The 19,089-nt window shown below is 68.1% G+C and carries 16 protein-coding genes; all 16 read left to right on the top strand.

Going from position 1 to position 19,089, the window contains the following annotated elements; genetic code table 11:
- The first annotated feature begins 2 nt into the window (after nucleotides 1-2).
- On the top strand, nucleotides 3-1,091 hold the full coding sequence (locus ACSQ24_RS11285; protein WP_436094757.1) for a branched-chain amino acid ABC transporter permease: 1,089 nt from the start codon (nucleotides 3-5) through the stop codon (nucleotides 1,089-1,091).
- Entirely contained in the window at nucleotides 1,088-1,876 is a 789-nt protein-coding gene (locus ACSQ24_RS11280; protein ID WP_436094756.1) for an ABC transporter ATP-binding protein, read from the top strand. The genes ACSQ24_RS11285 and ACSQ24_RS11280 overlap by 4 nt, the downstream gene beginning before the upstream one ends.
- Complete coding sequence (locus ACSQ24_RS11275; protein ID WP_436094755.1) at nucleotides 1,869-4,112, top strand: ABC transporter permease; 2,244 nt, start codon at nucleotides 1,869-1,871, stop codon at nucleotides 4,110-4,112. Before ACSQ24_RS11280 ends, ACSQ24_RS11275 begins: the two co-directional genes overlap by 8 nt.
- 205 nt (nucleotides 4,113-4,317) lie before the next feature.
- Nucleotides 4,318-5,199 carry a phosphoenolpyruvate hydrolase family protein gene (locus ACSQ24_RS11270; RefSeq protein WP_436094754.1) on the top strand — a complete coding sequence of 294 codons (882 nt, stop codon included), beginning with the start codon at nucleotides 4,318-4,320 and terminating at the stop codon, nucleotides 5,197-5,199.
- A 175-nt stretch (nucleotides 5,200-5,374) separates the two neighbouring features.
- Nucleotides 5,375-8,140 (top strand): flotillin domain-containing protein, encoded by a 2,766-nt coding sequence (locus tag ACSQ24_RS11265; protein WP_436094753.1) that lies wholly within the window; start codon nucleotides 5,375-5,377, stop codon nucleotides 8,138-8,140.
- Between the two features lie 11 nt (nucleotides 8,141-8,151).
- Nucleotides 8,152-8,589 (top strand): SRPBCC family protein, encoded by a 438-nt coding sequence (locus ACSQ24_RS11260; RefSeq protein ID WP_436094752.1) that lies wholly within the window; start codon nucleotides 8,152-8,154, stop codon nucleotides 8,587-8,589.
- A 2-nt stretch (nucleotides 8,590-8,591) separates the two neighbouring features.
- Nucleotides 8,592-9,044, top strand: a complete 453-nt coding sequence (locus tag ACSQ24_RS11255; RefSeq protein ID WP_436094751.1) for an SRPBCC family protein — start codon at nucleotides 8,592-8,594, stop codon at nucleotides 9,042-9,044.
- A 1-nt stretch (nucleotide 9,045) separates the two neighbouring features.
- A complete protein-coding gene (locus ACSQ24_RS11250) occupies nucleotides 9,046-9,867 on the top strand; it encodes an FAD binding domain-containing protein (RefSeq protein ID WP_436094750.1) in 822 nt (273 codons plus the stop codon).
- 11 nt (nucleotides 9,868-9,878) lie between these two features.
- Complete coding sequence (locus ACSQ24_RS11245; RefSeq protein WP_436094749.1) at nucleotides 9,879-10,361, top strand: (2Fe-2S)-binding protein; 483 nt, start codon at nucleotides 9,879-9,881, stop codon at nucleotides 10,359-10,361.
- A 14-nt stretch (nucleotides 10,362-10,375) separates the two neighbouring features.
- The gene (locus ACSQ24_RS11240; protein WP_436094748.1) at nucleotides 10,376-12,136 is read left to right on the top strand and encodes a xanthine dehydrogenase family protein molybdopterin-binding subunit; all 1,761 of its coding nucleotides are present in this window, start codon (nucleotides 10,376-10,378) and stop codon (nucleotides 12,134-12,136) included.
- Nucleotides 12,137-12,264: 128 nt separating this feature from the next.
- Nucleotides 12,265-13,308: a xanthine dehydrogenase family protein molybdopterin-binding subunit gene (locus tag ACSQ24_RS11235; protein WP_436094747.1), complete on the top strand. Its 1,044-nt coding sequence runs from the start codon at nucleotides 12,265-12,267 to the stop codon at nucleotides 13,306-13,308.
- Between the two features lie 4 nt (nucleotides 13,309-13,312).
- Nucleotides 13,313-14,197, top strand: coding sequence for an AAA family ATPase (locus tag ACSQ24_RS11230; RefSeq protein WP_436094746.1), 885 nt, complete (start codon nucleotides 13,313-13,315; stop codon nucleotides 14,195-14,197).
- A gap of 247 nt (nucleotides 14,198-14,444) precedes the next feature.
- Entirely contained in the window at nucleotides 14,445-15,560 is a 1,116-nt protein-coding gene (locus tag ACSQ24_RS11225; RefSeq protein WP_436094745.1) for a vWA domain-containing protein, read from the top strand.
- Nucleotides 15,557-16,438 carry an amidohydrolase family protein gene (locus ACSQ24_RS11220; RefSeq protein ID WP_436094744.1) on the top strand — a complete coding sequence of 294 codons (882 nt, stop codon included), beginning with the start codon at nucleotides 15,557-15,559 and terminating at the stop codon, nucleotides 16,436-16,438. The genes ACSQ24_RS11225 and ACSQ24_RS11220 overlap by 4 nt, the downstream gene beginning before the upstream one ends.
- A gap of 18 nt (nucleotides 16,439-16,456) precedes the next feature.
- Complete coding sequence (locus ACSQ24_RS11215) at nucleotides 16,457-17,305, top strand: N-acyl homoserine lactonase family protein (RefSeq protein ID WP_436094743.1); 849 nt, start codon at nucleotides 16,457-16,459, stop codon at nucleotides 17,303-17,305.
- 157 nt (nucleotides 17,306-17,462) lie between these two features.
- Nucleotides 17,463-19,079: an isochorismatase family protein gene (locus tag ACSQ24_RS11210; RefSeq protein WP_436094742.1), complete on the top strand. Its 1,617-nt coding sequence runs from the start codon at nucleotides 17,463-17,465 to the stop codon at nucleotides 19,077-19,079.
- Nucleotides 19,080-19,089 lie beyond the last annotated feature (10 nt).

Below are 19,089 nucleotides of genomic sequence, written 5' to 3'. Positions count from 1 at the left end.
AGATGGCGCTCGCCGAACCCCGCCTCGCGATTGCGACCCCGCGCCCCCGCGAGGGGCTCAGCGAGGTGATCGCCCGGCAGGGCACGGCATTCTGGATCGTTGCAGCCCTGCTGCTGGTGATGCCGCTGATCGCCAACCCGTTCTGGCTCGTCCAGATCCTGGCCTACGCGATGATCCTCGGCATGATCGCGCTCAGCCTGATGTTCCTTGCCGGCTATGGCGGCATCGTCAGCCTGATCCAGATGACGGTCGCGGCCTTCGCCGCCTATCTCGTCGCCATCTTCGGTGACAGCGCCATCACGCAGATCAGCCTGAAATGGCCGTGGTGGACGGCGGTGCCGGTCGCGATCCTGCTCGCCACCCTGTTCGGCACGCTGGGCGGCGCGCTCTCGGTTCGGACCGAGGGCATCTACACGATCATGATCACGCTCGCGATCGGCTCGGCCTTCTATTACCTGACGCTGCAGAACTACACGATCTTCAACGGTTTCAGCGGCTTCAACGGGGTTCTTCCTCCAGTCTTTCTCGGGATCGACTGGGGCAGCACCGTGCCGTTTTACTACCTGACGCTCGGCTGTGCCGCCCTCGCCTATGCGGTGGTCGTCTATGTCTCGCGGGCTCCTTTCGGCCTTGCCTTGCAGGGCACGCGCGACAATCCCAGGCGCATGGCGGCGCTCGGCTTCGACGTCGTCGCCCATCGCATCGCAGCCTACGCCTTCGCCGCGGTGATCGCCGCTTTCGCCGGCGTGCTGCTGGTCTGGTACCAGCGCCAGGTCTCCCCCGGAACGGGTGGCGTCGGGCCGGTGGTCGACATGCTGATCATCGCAGTGGTCGGCGGATTGAGCCGCCCGATCGGCCCGTTCATCGGCGCGCTGGTCTATGTGCTGCTGCGGACGTTCGCGCTGGACTTGCTCGAGTCCGTTGGGTTCGAGGGCAAGCGCTATCAGCTGCTCATCGGCCTCGGCTTCCTCGTCATCGTGCTGTTCTCGCCGGATGGGCTGATCGGCATCTGGCAGCGCCTGCGCGACCGCTATCGCAAGAGCCGCGAAACGCAGGCGGCGCAGATGCGCGTCGGCGGAGGCGCGCCATGAGCGCCGTGCCGAGCCTGGAGCGGCTGAGCACGGCCAGCTCGGGCAATGCGCTCGAACTGCGCGGTGTCTCGCGCCTGTTCGGGGCGCTGGCGGCGTTGTCCGATGTCACGCTGTCGGTCCGGCCCGGCGAGCGGCGGGCGGTGCTCGGCTCGAACGGCGCCGGCAAGACCACGCTGTTCAACTGCGTCACCGGCGATTTTGCGCCGAGCTCCGGCGTCATCCGCTTCTTCGGCGAGGATGTGACGACCTTCCCGCCGCATGAGCGTATCCGCCGCGGCCTCAGGCGCACCTATCAGATCTCCTCGCTCTTCGCCGGGCTGACGGTGGTCGACAATGTCTATCTCGCTTGCCGCGGGGTCTCGCGGAACCGCTTCTCGCTGCGGCGGCCGCGCCGTGACGATACGCTCCAGCATGCGGCCGAGAGCCTGGTCGACGCCGTCCATCTCACCGCCGTGAAGGACAGGCTGGTCGGCGAGCTCGCCTATGGCCAGCAGCGCCAGCTCGAGATTGCGCTCGCTCTCTCGGGCGCTCCGCGCTTCATCCTGTTCGACGAGCCGGCGGCGGGCCTGTCGCCGACCGAGCGGCAGGATCTCGTCCGGATCCTGACCTCGCTCCCGGCTCATATCGGCTACATCATCATCGAGCACGACATGGACGTGGCGCTGCGCGTCGTCGAGAGCGTGACGATGATGCACAACGGCCGCATCTTCAAGGAAGGCCGGCCGGACGAGATCGAGTCCGATCCCGAGGTTCAGGAACTCTATCTCGGGGGCGGTCATGGCTGAGCGCCTGAAAGCCCCGCCCGCTGCCGGCGTTCCGATCCTGCAGATCGCGGGCCTCAACGTCTTCTATGGCCGCTCGCATGCCGTCCAGGGCGTCGACCTCACACTGCAGCACGGCGTGCTCTCGGTCGTCGGTCGCAACGGCATGGGCAAGACCACCATGTGCAAGGCGATCATGGGACTGGTGCCGATCTCGTCCGGCTCGATCCGCTTCTTCGGCGAGGAGATCGCGGGACGTTCGCCGGCCGAGGTGGCGCGGCTCGGCATCGGCTATGTGCCACAGGGCCGCCGGCTCTGGCGTTCGCTGACCGTCGACGAGCACTTGCGGCTGATGCAGCGCGGCAAGCGCGGGCCCTGGACGCCGGAGCGCATCTACGAGGCCTTTCCGCGCCTGGCCGAGCGCCGCAACAATGGCGGCGGCCAACTCTCCGGCGGCGAGCAGCAGATGCTGGCGATCAGCCGGGCGCTGCTGCTCAATCCACGCCTCCTGATCATGGACGAGCCGACCGAGGGGCTCGCCCCGGTCATCGTCGCCCATGTCGAGGAGATGCTGGTCCGGCTCGCCGAGCAGGGTGAGGTCGCGATCCTGGTGATCGAGCAGAACATCGGCGTCGCGACGCAGATGTCCGATCCCGTCGCGATCATGGTCAATGGCCGGATCAATCGCATCATCGCCTCCGCGACACTGGCTGGCGATCGCGAATTGCAGCAGCGCCTGCTCGGCGTCGGCCGGCATGGTCATGACGATACCGACGCGGCCTCGGACACGGCGCGGCCCGGCGCGGCCGCAGAGGCCGCCGCCTCCGCCCCTGCCGGGCCGATCCGCGTCTATGTCTCGAACCCGGTCATCCCGAACCGCTGGTCGCAAGCCGTGCCGGCCGCCCGGATCGAGGCCCAGGCCCGCACCATCTCGCGCCCGACGCTGGCGACGCGCGATGGCCAACCGATCGGCGGGATCCGGCCGCTCGCGGCTGCGGCGAGCAGCGAGCCTTACGTCGTCATCGCCGGTACGCTCGACACCAAGGGCGAAGAGCTGCGCTTCATCCGCGACCTGATCCGGGCCGAAGGCCTGCGCACCCGCCTCGTCGACCTGTCGACATCCGGCCGCAGCGCCGGCGGCGACGTCACCCCGCAGGAGGTCGCCCTCGCCCACCCGAAAGGCTCGGCCGGCATCGCCTCGGGCGATCGCGGCACCGCGGTCGCGGCGATGACGGAGGCGTTCAAAGCCTGGCTGCCGCGCCAGCAAGGCCTGCTCGGCATCATCTCGGCCGGCGGCTCGGGCGCGACCGCGATGGTGACGCCGGCGATGCAGGAGCTGCCGGTCGGCCTGCCCAAGCTGATGATCTCGACCATGGCCTCTGGCGATGTCCGCGCCTATGTCGGCGCCACCGACATCGCGATGCTGCACGCCGTCACTGATGTGCAGGGCGTCAACCGCGTCTCTCGCCTGGTGCTCGGCAATGGCGCACGCGCCATCGCAGCCATGGCCAAGGCCCGCCTCGCCGAGCTCAAGCCCGAGGGACCGCGCCGCCGCGAGCCTGAGAAGCCGCTGGTCGGGCTCACCATGTTCGGCGTGACCACCCCTTGCGTGCAGCAGGTCGCCAAGCTCCTCGCCGTGGAATGGGAGCCGCTCGTCTTCCACGCCACCGGCACTGGCAGCCGCTCGCTGGAGAAGCTGGTCGACTCCGAGCTCGTCGGCGCGGTGATCGATGTCTCGACCACCGAGATCTGCGACATGCTGATGGGCGGCATCCTGCCGGCGACGGAGGACCGCTTCGGCGCGATCATCCGCACCCGCATCCCCTATGTCGGCTCGGTCGGCGCGCTCGACATGGTCAACTTCGCCGCGCCTGAGAGCGTGCCCGAGCGTTATCGCGGCCGCCTCCTTTACCCGCACAACCCGCAGATCACCCTGATGCGGACGACGGCGGACGAAAATGCCCGCATGGGCCGCTGGATCGGCGAGCGATTGAACCTGATGGAAGGGCCGGTCCGCTTCCTGATCCCCGAGCTCGGCGTCTCCGCTTTGGATGCGCCCGGCCAGCCCTTTCACGACCCGTCCGCCGACGCGGCCCTGTTCCAGGCGCTGGAGCAGACGGTGCGCACCGGCCCCAACCGGCAGCTGATCCGCCTGCCACTCCACATCAACGACCCCGCCTTCGCCTCCGCTTTGGTGCAGCAGTTTCGTGTGCTGCACGCCGGGAGGCGGCGCGAGCGGGCCGGCGGAGGCAAGTCATGACGATGCCGCACGGAAACCTGGCCGTCATTCCGGGGCGCTGCGCAGCAGCGAGCCCGGAACCCATATCCGCTGGTCCCACAGGAAAGAGCCGGACGATGCCGCGAGCTTGTCTCGGGACGACCAATGTTCATGGGTTCCGGGCTCATCGCTGCGCGATGCCCCGGAAAGACGGTGCGGTTCCGTCGCCAATCGGTATGGGGCGGCCATGACGCATTTCGACAAGAAAGCCCTGCTGAAGCGATTCCGGGCGATGATCGCCAAAGGCGAGCCGATCGTCGGCGGCGGCGCCGGCACGGGCCTCTCGGCCAAATGCGAGGAAGCCGGCGGCATCGACCTGATCGTGATCTATAATTCCGGCCGCTACCGCATGGCCGGGCGCGGCTCGCTCTCCGGGCTGATGCCCTATGGCGATGCCAATGCGATCGTCATGGAGATGGCAGCCGAAGTGCTCCCGGTCGTGAAGACGACGCCGGTGATCGCCGGCGTCTGCGGCACCGACCCGTTCCGGCGCATGGACGTTTTTCTCGACGAGATCAGGCGCATCGGCTTCTCCGGCGTGCAGAATTTCCCGACCGTCGGGCTGATTGACGGCACCTTCCGCGCCAATCTCGAAGAGACCGGCATGGGCTACGGGCTCGAGGTCGAAATGATCGCCCTCGCCAACGCCAAGGGCCTGCTGACCACGCCTTACGTCTTCTGCGAGGACGATGCCCGGGCGATGGCGAAGGCCGGCGCCGACATCATCGTCTGCCATCTCGGTCTCACCACCGGCGGCTCGATCGGCGCCGGGACGGCGCGCAAGCTCAAGGACTGCCCGGCGCTGGTCGAGCGCTGGGCCAAAGCCGCGCACGCCGTGAAAAAGGACGCGATCATCCTCGTCCATGGCGGGCCTGTCGCCGAGCCGGCCGATGCCGACTTCATCATGAAGAACACGGTCAACTGCCACGGCTTCTACGGCGCGTCCTCGATGGAGCGCCTGCCGGTCGAGATCGCGATCCGCGACCAGACCCGGGCCTTCAAGCGGATCAGCCGCGAAACGACGACCAGCAAGCCGGCGCGCAAGGCTGGAAAAGGCACGAAACCATGAGCATTCGGCTCACCCTCAGCCCTCATCCTGAGGAGCCGCGAAGCGGCGTCTCGAAGGATGATCCAGGAGACTCCGGAACCATCTGGAGCATCCTTCGAGACGCGCCTGCGGCGCTCCTCAGGATGAGGGCTGAAGGGGAAGGCGCGAACGTGGCGCTGGCGGGGAGAACGTCACCATGACCGGGCAACTGATCGGATCGCTGATCCTCTGGCTGATCGTGGCGGTGATCGTCATCGCCATCGTCGTCTATCTGGTGAACTGGCTCTACCGCCGGTCCTCGAAGGAGGTCTCCTTCGTCCGCACCGGCCTGTTCGGCGAAAAGGTCGTGATCAATGGCGGCGCCTTCGTGCTGCCGATCATCCACGACGTCACGCCGGTCAACATGAACGTGCTGCAGCTCGCGGTGACGCGGGCGAGCAATGACGCGCTCATCACCCGCGACCGGATGCGCGTCGACATCGACGCCGAATTCTATGTCCGGGTGAAGCCGGAGCGGCAGTCGGTCTCGGTCGCCGCGGCCACGCTTGGCCGGCGGACCCTGCAGCCGGACCAGCTCCATGCCCTCCTGTCCGGCAAGTTCATTTCCGCTCTCCGGACGGTCGCCTCCGAGATGACAATGGAGGAGATGCACGAGCAGCGCGGCGCCTATGTCCAGCGCGTCAAGGATGCTGCTGCCGAGGCGCTCGACCAGAACGGGCTCGTGCTGGAATCGGTCGCGCTCACCGACCTCGACCAGACCGACCTGCAATATTTCAACCCGTCCAACCGCTTCGACGCCGCGGGTCTGACGCGGATCATCGAGGAGATCGAGGACAAGCGGAAGCTGCGCAATGACATCGAGCAGGACTCGATGATCCGCATCCGCACCCGCAATCTCGAAGCCGAGCGTCAGGCGCTCGACATCGAGCGTGAGAGCGAGACGGCGCGTCTCGAACAGCAGCGCGAGATCGAGATCAAGCGCGCCATGCAGCGCGCCGAGGTCGCCCGCGAGCGCGCCATCCGCGATACCGAGGCCGAGCAGGCGCAGATCACCTCGCGCGAGGAGATCGAGAAGTCGCGCATCGCCAATGAGCGCGGGATCAGCGAGGCGCGCATCGCCTCAGAGAGAGACATCCGCCAGCAGGAGATCGCCCGGACGCAAGCCGTCGAGGAGGCCGAGATCGCCGCACGCGAACATGTCGAGAAGGCGCGCATCGCCAACGAGCAGACGATCAACGCCGCCCGCATCGCCTCCGAGCGCGAGATCAGGCAGCAGGAGATCGAGCGCACCAAGGTGCTGGAAGCCGCGGAGATCGAGGCTCGCGAGTCGACCGAGAAAGCGCGAATCCTGCAGGAGACAGCGGTGAATGCCGAGCGCATCACCCGCGAGCAGGAGATCCGCAACCGCGAGATCGAGCGCACTCGCACGCTCGACCAGGAAGATATCGCGGCGCGCGAGGCGGTCGAGACCGCCCGCATCGGCCAGGAGGAGCGCGTCCGTGCCCTCCAGATCGCCCGTAACCGAGCCTTGGACGAGGCCGAGATCGGCGCGCGCGAAGCGGTGGAGAAGGCAAGGATCGCGCAGGAGGACGTGATCACGGCCGACCGGATCGCGCTGGAGCAGCGCAAAAGCCTGCTGGAGATCGGGCGCACCGAGGCGGTCGAAGCAGCCGAGATCTCCGCCCGCGAGGCGACGGAAGCCGCCCGCATCGGCCAGGAGAAGGCCGTCGCGGCCGAGCGCATCGCCGCCGATCTCGCGACGAAGGAGCTCGAGATCAGGCGCAATGCCGAGCTCGACACTGCCGAGCTGAAGCGCCGCGACGCGGTCGAGCGCCAGCGGATCGCAACCGAGCTCGGCCTCGACGAAGAGCGGATCAATTCGAGCAAGACCCGCGAGATGCTGCAGATCGCCCAGAAGAAGGCGGTCGAGGTCGCAGAAGAAGAGCGCGCCATCGTGCTCGCCAACAAGAAGGTCGAGCGCACCGATGCCGACAAGGCGCTGCGCCAAGCCGAGATCACCGCGCGCCAGCAGGTCGAGACCGTCGACATCGCCCGCGAGCAGGCGCTGGAAGCGGTGCGGATCGAGCGCCGCCGGGCGCTGGAGCAATTGGAGGTCGCGCGCAATCAGGCCCTTCAGGAAGCGCAGATCGCCGCGAACGAAGAGGTCGAGCGGGCCCGCATCTCCTCCGATCGCGGGCTCGACGAGGCCCGTATCGGCCGGCAGCGCGAACTGCGCAAGCTCGAGATCGGGCGCGAACGCGAGGTCGAGACGGCCGCCATGGACAAGGCGATCGCGCTCTACGCCAAGTCGCTGGAGGAATCGGCGGCGCAGGCCAGCGCCGAGATCGCCCGCGCCAAGGCCGTCGAGGCCGAGGAGAAGGTCAAGACCGTCCGCGAGAGCGAGAGCGCGCAGCGGCGCAAGACCGTCGAGATCCTGCTCGCCGAGAAGGCCGCCGAAGAGTCCCGCATCGCGTCCGAGGCCGAGAAGGTGCGCCGCGCCGTCGATGCAGAGGCGCAGAAGCTGCTCTACGAGGCCGAGAACGTGCTCAGCGATGGCGCGCGCTACGGGCTGTTCCGGCGCCGCCTGCTCGACAAGATCGAGGGCATCGTGCGCGAGAGCGTCAAGCCGCTGGAGAAGATCGAGGGCATCCGCATCCTCCATGTTGACGGGCTCGCCGGAGCGGCCAGCGGCAGCGGCGCCGGTGGCGCGGCACGCTCGCCCACCGACGAGGTCATCGAGTCGGCGCTGCGCTACCGGGTCCAGGCGCCGATGATCGACCAGGTGCTGAAGGAGATCGGCATCGAGGGCGGCAATCTCGCCAAGATGGGCGGGCTGATGCGCGAGGCCTCCGACATGCAGCGGGTCGCCAAGGAAGCGCAGCCAGCGAAGCCGAAGGAGGCTGGCGAGCCCACTTCCGCTCCCGAAGGCGGCGGCCGCTCCGGCTCCGGCAAGAAGTCGTGAGGCGCTGACCGATGGCCCGCGTCTACGTTTCCAGCGTCATTGCCGCTCCCGCCGCCAAGGTCTGGGCCCGGGTGCGCGACTTCAACGGCCTGCCGAACTGGCACCCCCGCATCGCCGAGAGCCGGATCGAGAACGGCGAGCCGGCCGACAAGGTCGGCTGCATCCGTGCCTTCTCGCTGCGCAGCGGCGACCGGCTGCGCGAGCAGCTCCTCGGCCTCTCCGACTACGACATGTTCTGCACCTATTCGATCCTCGACTCGCCGATGCCGCTGACGAACTATGTCGCGACGCTGCGGCTGACGCCGATCACCGACCAGGAGCGGACCTTCATCGAGTGGTCGGCCGATTTCGACTGCACGCCGGAGAAGGAGACTGAGCTCGTCGCCGGCATCGGCACCAATGTCTTCCAGGGCGGCTTCGACGCCCTCAAGCGCGCTTTTGGGGGATAGCCATGCCCCATGTCGTCCGCAGCACGATCATCGATACGCCGGCGGACCGGCTCTGGTCGGTCCTGCGCGACTTCAACGGGCACGACAAGTGGCATCCCATCGTGGCGCGCAGCGAGATCGAGCGCGCCTACCCGTCCGATCGCGTCGGCTGCATCAGGCGCTTCGTGCTGCGCGACGGCAGCGAATTGCGCGAGCAGCTGCTGACGCTCTCCGATCTCGAAATGACCTTCAGCTACTGCCTGCTCGATACGCCGATTCCGCTGTTCAACTACGTCGCCCATGTCCGCCTGCTGCCGGTGACCGACGGCAATCGCAGCTTCTGGCACTGGGAGAGCCGCTTCACCACGCCGCCGGGACGGGAAGCCGAACTCGCCAGGCTCGTCGGCGACGAGGTCTACACCAACGGCATCGAGGCGGTCCGCCGCCTGCCGCAGATCGTCGGCGAGGAGGTCTGAGATGCTCGATCTGAGAACCTGCGCGAGCCTGTCGGAAGCCGCCGGCATCCTCTCCGGTGATCGCCGGACGCTGCTGATCGGCGGCGGCACTTTGGTGATGCGCGAGGTCAATGAGGGCCGGCTGACCGAGGGCACGCTCGTGCGCGTCACCGATCCGGCCTTGCGCCAGATGAGCACCAGCGGCGCCCGCGTCGAACTTGGCGCCGGGGTGACCATGGCGATGGTGCTGGGCAATCGCGACCTCGCCTGCCTGCATGCTGCCGCGCGCGCCATCGGCGGACCGGCGGTCCGGACGATGGCGACGATTGGCGGCAATCTTTTCGCCGCTGCGCCCTATGGCGACTTCACCGTGGCGCTGCTCGCGCTCGATGCGCAGGTCGTTCTGCAAGCCGGCTATGGCTCGGGCCGGGCGGTGTCGCTGGAGGATTTCCTGAGCGCGCGCGAGCGCGGCGGCCAGGGCCTGGTCACTGCGGTACAGTTCGCCCGGCCGCAGAACCCGGCCGAGCTCCATTTCCGCAAGATCAGCCGGGTCAAGCCGAAGGGCATCTCGCTGCTCTCGATCGCGGCATATTTGCCGCTCTCGGGCGGCCGCGTCGCGCAGGCGCGGGTGGCCTATGGCGCGATGGCGCCGACACCGATCCGCGCCCGCGGCGTCGAGCGGGCGCTGGAAGGCAAGCCGCTCGACCAGGCCGCGATCCAGGCCGCGAAACAGGCGGCGCTCGAAGGCTGCCGTCCGGCAACAGATGCGATCGCCAGCGAGTGGTACCGGCGCGAGATCCTCCCCGTTCATCTCGGCCGGCTGCTGGCCGGCGAGCCACGCTGAAGAGGCGCGCCATGGCCAAGCTCCCGGTCCAGTTCCGCCTCAATGGCAGCGATCGCGCCACCTTCGTCGATCCGGCGAGCAATCTTCTCGATACGCTCCGGCGCGGGCTCGGCGACTTCGGTCCCAAATATGGCTGCGGCCAGGGCACCTGCGGCGTCTGCACCGTGCTGGTCGACGGCGAACCGCAGCTCGCCTGCCTGACGCTCGCGGTCTCCTGCGAGGGCCGGCAGATCGAGACCACCTCCGGGATGGCTGATGGCCCTGAGCTACATCCGCTGCAGGCCGCCTTCATGGATCATTTTGCCGCCCAATGCGGGTTCTGCACACCGGGCATGCTGACCGCCGCGCGGGCGCTGCTGGCGAAGAACTCGCAGCCGAGCCGCGACGAGGTCGTCGAGGCGATCAGCGGCAATATCTGCCGCTGCACCGGCTACGAACCAATCATCGCCGCCATTCTCGCCGCAGCGGGCGCGCCCGGCGCGCGCCGGGCCTGAAGAAGGAGCCTGCCATGCTCGAGATGCGCAAGGATCTGTTCGCCGACGAGCGCGACGACAATCTCAACGTCGTCGGCAAGGGCATACAGCGCCAGGACATGCCGGGCCATGTCACGGCGCGCACCCGCTTCTTCGACGACCACGCCTTCGACGGCATGCTGCATCTCAAGGTGGTGCGGAGCCCGCATCACCATGCCCGCATCCGCGCGATCGACGTCTCCGCCGCCGAGCGTGCACCCGGCGTCAAGCGCGTGCTGCGCGGCGCCGATGTCCCGGTGAACAAGAACACGCTGCTCAGCCTGATCAATTTCGGCAAGGACGACGAGCCGTCGCTGGCGGTGAGCAAGGTCGCTTACAAGGGCGAGCCGGTGGTGGCGATCCTCGCCGACAGCGAGGCGCAGGCGCTCGCGGCGCGCGAGCTGGTCCGGGTCGACTATGATCCGCTACCGGCGGTGTTCGACGTCGAGGAGACGCTGAAGACCGGCGCGCCGGTGGTCAACGAGACCTATCCCGGCAACTATTTCGAATATCACGAGCGCTTCGACCATCAGAAGCTGCGCTTCGGCGATGTCGAGCGCGGTTTTTCCGGCGCCGACATCGTGATGGAACATCGCTACCAGATGTCGCCGATCGAGCACGCGCCGACCGAGACCAACGGCTCGATCGCCGCGCCCGAGCAGAACGGGCGCTACGTCGTGCACTCCTGCGCCCAGGGCCTGTTCTTCGCGCTGGGCACCACCGCCAAGATCGTCAATGTCGAGTCGAACCAGCTGCATTTCATCGGCGGCACGGTCGGCGGCGGTTTCGGCGGCAAGGTCGACTCGCTGACCGAGCCGCTGGCCGTGCTCGGCGCGATGCTGACCGGCAGGCCGGTGCGCTTCGTCCTCGATCGCGAGGAGGAGATGCTCTACGGCTCGCCGCGCGGCGCCGAGCGCATCTACATCAAGGATGGGCTGATGCGAGACGGGCGGATCGTCGCCCGCCATATCCGCAGCTATTTCGACGCCGGCGCCTATACGCGCCTGTCGAGCTATGCCGCGATCAAGTGCACGGCGCATGTGCCGGGGCCGTACTGGATCCCCAATGTCGCCTCCGACATCTACGTCGCCTACACCAATCGCTGCCCGTCCACCGCCATGCGCGGCTTCGGCGTCACCGCGGTCGACTTCGCGCTCGAGGTCCAGATGGACCGCCTCGCCGAAGCCGCCAACATGGACCCGATGGAGCTGCGCATCCTCAACGCCTATCGCGATGGCGATATGAAACCGCATCGGCGCGCCGCCAAGAACACGGCGCTGGTCGAATGCGTGCAGGTCGCGGCCGAGAAGGCGAACTGGCCGCTGTCCGAGCAGGCGAAGCGGGCGTCCTCACTGATCGGTGGCGGCGCCGGCGAGCGCGCGCAGATCCCCGCGACCCAGCTCGACGCCCGCGGCCAGATCGGCCGGCCCGATACGCGCAGCGGGCCGGTGACGCAGGTGCTGCCGGCCGGCACGACCCGGATCGCGCCCAGCAAGCAGCCGGTGATGGAGGGCGCGCGCGACGGGCACGCCGCGCCGACGCAGGTGCCGCGCTACGAGCCGCCCCGGCCCGCCGCCGCACCAGCTCCACCGCCCTACCAGCCGACACCGTCCCCCTATCAGCCGGCCGGCTCGCATCCGACACCGCCCGCCTACCAGCCGCCGCCCGCTCCCCCTGCTCCGCCGCCGGTTGCGCCGGCTCAGACACAGCACGGCGCAGTGCGGTTCTCGTCGGTCTTCGGCACAAGGAGGCGCTGAAATGCCGGCGATCAACGACGCAGCTCAAAGCGGACGCTTCCCCTCCCCCTTGTGGGAGGGGAAGCGCCTTGCCTCGCCATCACGGCGGCTTTCGAGCTGCGCCCGCCCCTCAGGGAAGGAGCGCTGAGATGGCTCGTCACGAAGGCCGCGGCATGGCCTCGGTCAATTATCCGATCGGCATGAATCTCGGCGGCGATCCGAGCCAGGCCCTGATCCACTCCAACCCGGACGGAAAGTTCACCGTCGCGCTTTCGGCGATCGATCTCGGCCAGGGCATGAAGCAGGTCTCGCGCCAGATCGCGGCCGAGACGCTCGGCGTGCCCGTCGAGGACGTCTATATCGACACCGCCGACAGCGACACCGGCCCGCACGACATGGGCTCGTTCGCCTCGCGCGGCACGCACCGGATGGGCAATGCCATCATCGTCGCTGCCCGCGAGGCGCGTGGCGTGCTGCTCGAAGCCGCGGCCGAGGAGCTCGAGGTCAATGCCGACGACCTCGTCACCGACGGGCGCGGCAACATCCATGTCCGCGGCGCGCCCTCGCGCAGCATCACGGTCAAGGCGACGGCGCAGGCGGCGCAATTCAAGCAGGGCAAGACCATCGCCGGGCGCGGCATCTTCCTGATCCCGCTCTCGGCCGTCGATGCCGAGACCGGCGAGATGAACCCGAACACGGCCTTCGCCCATGCCTGCCTCGTCGCCGATGTCAGCGTGGACGACGAGACCGGCGAGGTCGAGGTGCTCCGGATGACCAGCGCTTATGAACTCGGGCGCGTCATCAATCCGCGCATGGTCGAGCAGCAATTGGTCGGCGGCGCCTGGATGGGCATCAGCCACGCATTGTACGAAACGCCGGAACCGTACTACCCCAGCCCCGAGCACGGCCCGCGCGACTTCAACGAATACCTGATGCCGGGACCGGGCGACATCGCGCCCTATCACGTCACAGTGCTGGAGCGGCCAGCGCCGGATGGTCCATTCGGCGGCAAGGGCCCGGGCGAGATGTGCGCCAACCCGGTGCTGCCGGCGGTCGCCAACGCCGTCTACAACGCCGTCGGCGTCAGGGTCGACGAATTGCCGATCACGCCGGAGAAGATCCTGCGGGCTATCCGGGCCAATGGCGGCGTCAAGCCGGGTCCACGTCGTGGCGGCCCGGTGAATTGGCGGTGACGCGATGGCGCTGAGGACGACCGTCGCCGGCATATCGAGCCCGGAGGACCTCGCCGAGGCCCTGCAGGCAGCGATGTATCTCGCCGATGACGGGATCGCGACGGCCGGCTACCTCTCGCTCGCGCTTGGCAAGCCGCTGCTGCTCGAAGGCGCGCCCGGCGTCGGCAAGACGGAGGCCGCCAAGGCGCTCGCCGGCATCCTCGGGCGCCAGCTCATCCGCCTGCAATGCTTCGAAGGCATCGACGCGGCGGCCGCACTCTACGAGTGGAACTATCCGCGCCAGATGCTCGCCATCCGCCAGGCGAAGGAAGGCGAGCAGCTCGACATCTATCGCGACGACTTCCTGATCGAGCGGCCGATGCTGACGACGCTGCGGCGGCCGGACCAGGTCGTGCTGCTGATCGACGAGATCGATCGCTCAGACCATGAGTTCGAGGCCTTCCTGCTCGAATTCCTCTCGGATTTCTCGATCTCGATCCCCGAGCGCGGTACGCTGCGCGCAGCCGAACGGCCAGTCGTGATCCTGACCTCGAACCGGACGCGCGAGCTGCACGAGGCGCTGCGCCGCCGCTGCGTCTACCACTACATCGCCTATCCCGAGCCGGAGCGCGAGGCTGACATCATCATGCTGCGCTCCTCCGCCGTCGCCGAGAGCACGGCGCGCGCGGTCGTCCATGCCGTCGGACTGCTGCGGCAGGAGCCGCTCGCCAAACCGCCGGGCGTCGCCGAAGCGGTCGACTGGGCCGAGGCCGCGACGGCGCTCGCCCAGACCGGCGCACCCTGGCCGGAAGCCTTCCGCCGCTCGCTCGGCGCAGCAATCAAGGATGAGGAGGATCTCGCCCATTTGCGGCCACGCCTGCCACTCTTCATCCCGGGGCTGGCGGCATGATCGTGGTTCGGGAAGCGCACAACCTGTCCCCTCTCCCCCTGCGGGAGAGGGTTAGGGTGAGGGGTCGTGCCACGCTTCATCGTCATGGTCGGGCTTGTCCCGACCATCCACGTCTTCGCTGGTCGAGTGCTGTGTTCAAGACGTGGATGCTCGCCACAAGGGCGAGCATGACGGACAGGTTTGTGCGACCCCTCATCCGGCCCTTCGGGCCACCTTCTCCCGCAAGGGGAGAAGGGAGGTGCGCGCCATGATCGCGCCCCTGCCAGCTGCCGCCCGGCCTTTCGTCACCTTCCCGGCGCTGCTGCGCGAGCACGGCATCGCGGCCGCCCCGGAACAGACGACCAGCTTCCTGATGGCAATCGAACTGCTCGGCCCGCGCAGCATCGAGCATGTCCGCAAGGCCGCGATCGCGACGCTCGCGCCCCATCCTGAACAGCGCGAGCGCTTCGATGCGCTGTTCGATATGCATTTCCTCGGCGGCGCCCTCGCCGAGCCCGGCGACGACGATTTCGCGCCAGATGAGGATATCTCGGTCCAGGAAGACACCGGCTCCCGCGAAATCCTGATCGCCGACGAGGCTAATGAGACCGGCCAGGCTGCGACCGGCGCCGAAGCCTTGTCGGTGCGCCGGCTGGCGACCCTCGACGAGAGCGAGACCCTGCGCCGCTTCGGCCAGGCATTGCCCGCCGCCCTGCCCCGTCGCCGCGGCTACCGTCATCGGGCCGCGCGCCGCGGGCCGATGGTCGACCTCGCCCGCAGCCTCAAGGATGCGATCCGCCATGACGGCGAGGTGATGAGCCTGAAGCGGCTCCGGCGCGTGACGCGGCCGCGGCCGATCCTGCTGATGATCGACGTTTCCGGCTCGATGAAGCAGCGCAGCGACGCCAATCTCGCGCTGGCGCATACCATCGTGCAGGCGACGCAGCGCGTCGAGGTCTTCACCTTCGGCACAAGGCTGACCCGCGTCACGCGGGCGCTCCGGCGCAAGCGGCGCGAGCAGGCGCTGGCGGAGGCTTCCGGGCTCGTCGCCGACTGGGATGGCGGAACGCGCATCGGCGACGCGTTGCAGGCCTTCCTCGCCGTGCCCCGCTTCGCCTCCTACGCGCGCGGCTCCGTCATCGTCGTGCTCTCGGATGGTCTCGAACGCGGCGATCCGTCGGCGCTGGTCAGCGCCGTCGCCCGGCTCGCCCAGCGCGCCCATCGCATCGACTGGCTGACGCCGCTCGCGGCCGATCCCGGCTACCGGCCGGAGACCGAGGCGCTCAGGCTGATCGCGCCGCGCCTCGCCAGCCTTTCGGACGGCGGCAGCACGGCGCGGATCTGCCGGCACATCCTTTCGCTCGGAGGCTCGCTAGCCGCATGACCGGTCTCGTCGATTCCCATTTCCATATCTGGCAGCAGGCCGACCTGCCTTGGCTCCTCGGGCCGATGCAGCCGCGCATCTTCGGGCCCTATGAGCCGATCCGGCGCGACTATCCCGTCACGGAATATCTCGGCGATTGCCGCCCGGCGGGCGTAACCGAAGCCGTCTATGTCCAGGCGAACTGGGCGACGGACCGCTATCTCGACGAGGTCGCATACGTCTCGCAGGCGTCGGAAGAAAGCGGCTTCCCGATCGCCATTGTCGCCTATGCCGACATGCTCGCCGGCGATGTCCGCCCGCAGCTCGACCAGCTCGCGCGCGACGCCCGAGTGCGCGGCGTGCGCATGCAATTGCACTGGCACGAGAACACGCTCTACCGCTTCGCCAGTGGTCCGGAGCTCGCACAAGATCCACGATTGATCGCCAATGTCGGCCGGCTGGCGGAGTATGGCTTCAGCTTCGACCTCCAGGTCTTCGCCGGCCAGATGGCGGGCGCGGCCGAGCTCGCCGCCGCCTGCCCGGGCGTGACCTTCGTGCTCCAGCACGCCGGCATGCTCGAGGACCTTTCGCCGGAGGGCATCGCCGCCTGGCGCGAGGGCATGACGCTGCTTGCCGGCCAGCCCAACATCACCAGCAAGCTCTCGGGCCTCGGCACCTTCCTGCGCCGGAACGATCCCGAGACGATCTCCTTCATCGCCGGCGAGACGCTTGCCCTGTTCGGTGCCGAGCGCTGCCTGTTCGGCTCCAATTTCCCGATCGAGAAGCTCTGGACGAGCTATGCCGAGCTGATCGCAGCACATCGCGCCGCGGTGCCGGAAGCGGCGCAGGCCGCGGTGTTCAACGAGACTGCAAGGCGGGTCTACCGCCTCGGCCAATAATCAAGGGGAGGCATGTCCATGGCGCTCGAAATCAAGATCCTCGACTATGGCGATATCGAGCTGGAATCGAGCTTCCTCGTGCTCGGCCGCGATTGCGGCCGCACCCGCCGCGTACCGACCTATGGCTTCCTGATCCTCGGCGGCCCCTGGCCCGTGGTGGTCGACACCGGCTATCGCCACAACCAGATCATGGAGAGCCTCGGCATGCGCGGCCTCCAGTTCCACGAGAACATGATCGAGAACCAGCTCGCCAGGCACGGCGTGCGGATGGGCGATGTGCGCTATGTCATGCACACCCATCTCCATATCGACCATGCCGGCAAGGACGAGCTCTTCCCGATGAACACCACGGTGCTCGTCAACCGCCGCGAGCTCGAATACTCGGTCTCCGGGCTGATGCACCCGCAATATCCGGCACCCGACATCAAGCACCTGATCGACCGGTTGCACACGCGCGATGCGCTGCGCTTCGAGGACCTCGAATTGTCCGGGATGATCGAGCTCTTCCCGGGCTGCTATCTCGAAGCCGCCGGCGCCCATACCGAAGGCTCGATGAACGTCCATGTCGACACTAATGAAGGCCGCGCCATCATCTGCGGCGACGTGATCTACGACTTCAACGACCAGATCGTCGCGCCCTTCCACGAGCTGCATGCCAACGAGCCGCGTACCACCGGCAATCACGGCCTCTCCAAGCGCGAGGAGAAGGCGGCGATCAAGAAGCTGCTCTCGGCCGGTGCGTTCCTGTTGCCGGTGCACGACAAGCCGGCCAAGATCGCCCATGGCCAGATTGTCGGCCGCATGGACATGGCGGTACCCGGCCCGGTGGTGCAGTCGCTGCCCGCCCGCAACTGGTTCGCGGCGTGATGACTGCCGCTGCACACCCTCATCGTCATTGCGAGCGCAGCGAAGCAATCCAGGGGCAGCAGCGCTCGACGTCCCCCTGGATTGCTTCGTCGCTGGCGCTCCTCGCAATGACGGGAGGCGGCGGCGTCGCGCACGCTCACCTCGCCATGGTGTTCCCATGACCACGCATCTGCCCGTCCAGCCCGGCTTCGCCGACCTGATCGATCTCTGGGCGCCGGTGCGCCAGCTCGGCACCGGCTTCGAGTTCTGCGAGGGACCGATCTGGCATCCCGCCGAGCAGCATCTGCTGTTCTCGGACATGCCGGGCGATGTGCGCCGCCGCTGGGACAAGGCCGGCGTGCGCGAGGTCAAACGGCCGGCGAACAAGTGCAACGGCATGACCTACGATGCCGCGCTCGACCTGATCGTCTGCGAGCACGCGACCTCGTCGCTGGTGCGCGAGCGGCCGGATGGGCAGCGCGAGACCATCGCCTCGCATTTCGAGGGCATGGAGCTCAACAGCCCCAACGACGTCGTCGTGAAGTCGGACGGGTCGATCTATTTCTCCGACCCCTGGTATGGCCGCATGCCGGTCTTCGGCGTCGAGCGGCCGCGCCAGCTCGGCTTCCAGGGTGTGTACCGCATCCCTCCGGACGGCGGAGCGCCGCAGCTCCTGGTCGATCGCTATCTCTTCGACCAGCCGAACGGGCTCTGCTTCTGCCCGAGCGAGGAGCGCCTCTTCGTCAACGACACCGTCCAGCACAATATCCGCGTCTTCGATGTCCTCCCGGATGGCCGGCTCGGCTCCGGCCGCATCTTCGCCTCGGGCATCGTCGGGGCTGAGCCCGGCGTTCCAGACGGGATGAAATGCGATGCGCAAGGCAATATCTGGGTTACCGGGCCCGGAGGCGTCTGGGTCTATTCGATCAAGGGCGAGTTGATCGGCAAGCTGCGTGTGCCCGAGCTCGCCGGCAATCTCACCTGGGGCGGGTCCGACTGGCGCACGCTCTTCCTCACCGCGAGCCGTTCGCTCTACGCGGTCGAGACCAAGGTCGGGCCGCGGATCGAGCCTTACATGAAGGCGGCCGCCACCGCGCATTCGGGTCGCAGCACGACAGCGGAGAGGCCGATGGCCGATCCTGGCCCAGTTGCCTCCATCTCCGCCAATGGCCTGAAGAAGGCGCCCTCGGGCTACCGGCTCGATCCGTCGCGCTGCGCCCTGATCATCCAGGACATGCAGAACGACGTCGTCATGGAGGGCGGCGCCTTTGCCTCCTCGGGCTCGCCGGAGCATTGCCGCCAGCAGAACGCGATCGCCAATGGCGCCCGCCTGGCGCAGGCGGCGCGGGCGCGCGGCATTCCGGTGATCCATGTCTGGTTCATCGTCGAGCCGGGAGCGCCCGGAGTCACCATGAACGCGCCCCTGTTCGAAGGCCTGGCCGACGCCAAGGCGCTGGTGCGCGGCACCTGGGGCGCAGCGCCTGTGCCCGGCCTCGAGGCGCAGAGCGGCGACCATGTCATCGAGAAGCAGCGCATGAGCGCCTGGGAGGGCACGCGGCTGGAGACCGTACTCAAGGCGCTCGGCCGCGACATCGTCATCGTCACCGGCGCCTGGACCAACATGTCGATCGAGCACACCGCCCGCACCGGCGCCGACAAGGGCTATTTCATGGTGGTGCCGGAGGATGCCTGCTCGACGATGAACGCCGAATGGCACACGGCCTCGGTCAATTACGCGCTGCAGAATGTCTGCGTCGTCACGGATGTGGATGCCGTCATCGCTGCGACCGCCTGAGCGCCTCCCC

This window comes from Allobosea sp. LjRoot237 (genome assembly GCF_964253285.1).
Lineage (GTDB): Bacteria > Pseudomonadota > Alphaproteobacteria > Rhizobiales > Beijerinckiaceae > Allobosea.
The sequence above is the reverse complement of the archived record's forward strand: the minus strand, read 5'-3'. Positions and strand labels throughout refer to the sequence as shown.

Excerpts from the sequence above, each read along its gene's own strand:
- ACSQ24_RS11230 (WP_436094746.1), top strand. The coding sequence starts at position 13,313 with ATGGCGCTGAGGACGACCGTCGCCGGCATATCGAGCCCGGAGGACCTC.
- ACSQ24_RS11235 (WP_436094747.1), top strand. The coding sequence starts at position 12,265 with ATGGCTCGTCACGAAGGCCGCGGCATGGCCTCGGTCAATTATCCGATC.
- ACSQ24_RS11260 (WP_436094752.1), top strand. The coding sequence starts at position 8,152 with ATGGCCCGCGTCTACGTTTCCAGCGTCATTGCCGCTCCCGCCGCCAAG.
- ACSQ24_RS11240 (WP_436094748.1), top strand. The coding sequence starts at position 10,376 with ATGCTCGAGATGCGCAAGGATCTGTTCGCCGACGAGCGCGACGACAAT.
- ACSQ24_RS11245 (WP_436094749.1), top strand. The coding sequence starts at position 9,879 with ATGGCCAAGCTCCCGGTCCAGTTCCGCCTCAATGGCAGCGATCGCGCC.
- ACSQ24_RS11210 (WP_436094742.1), top strand. The coding sequence starts at position 17,463 with ATGACCACGCATCTGCCCGTCCAGCCCGGCTTCGCCGACCTGATCGAT.
- ACSQ24_RS11275 (WP_436094755.1), top strand. The coding sequence starts at position 1,869 with ATGGCTGAGCGCCTGAAAGCCCCGCCCGCTGCCGGCGTTCCGATCCTG.
- ACSQ24_RS11250 (WP_436094750.1), top strand. The coding sequence starts at position 9,046 with ATGCTCGATCTGAGAACCTGCGCGAGCCTGTCGGAAGCCGCCGGCATC.
- ACSQ24_RS11225 (WP_436094745.1), top strand. The coding sequence starts at position 14,445 with ATGATCGCGCCCCTGCCAGCTGCCGCCCGGCCTTTCGTCACCTTCCCG.
- ACSQ24_RS11280 (WP_436094756.1), top strand. The coding sequence starts at position 1,088 with ATGAGCGCCGTGCCGAGCCTGGAGCGGCTGAGCACGGCCAGCTCGGGC.
- ACSQ24_RS11215 (WP_436094743.1), top strand. The coding sequence starts at position 16,457 with ATGGCGCTCGAAATCAAGATCCTCGACTATGGCGATATCGAGCTGGAA.
- ACSQ24_RS11265 (WP_436094753.1), top strand. The coding sequence starts at position 5,375 with ATGACCGGGCAACTGATCGGATCGCTGATCCTCTGGCTGATCGTGGCG.
- ACSQ24_RS11255 (WP_436094751.1), top strand. The coding sequence starts at position 8,592 with ATGCCCCATGTCGTCCGCAGCACGATCATCGATACGCCGGCGGACCGG.
- ACSQ24_RS11220 (WP_436094744.1), top strand. The coding sequence starts at position 15,557 with ATGACCGGTCTCGTCGATTCCCATTTCCATATCTGGCAGCAGGCCGAC.
- ACSQ24_RS11270 (WP_436094754.1), top strand. The coding sequence starts at position 4,318 with ATGACGCATTTCGACAAGAAAGCCCTGCTGAAGCGATTCCGGGCGATG.
- ACSQ24_RS11285 (WP_436094757.1), top strand. The coding sequence starts at position 3 with ATGGCGCTCGCCGAACCCCGCCTCGCGATTGCGACCCCGCGCCCCCGC.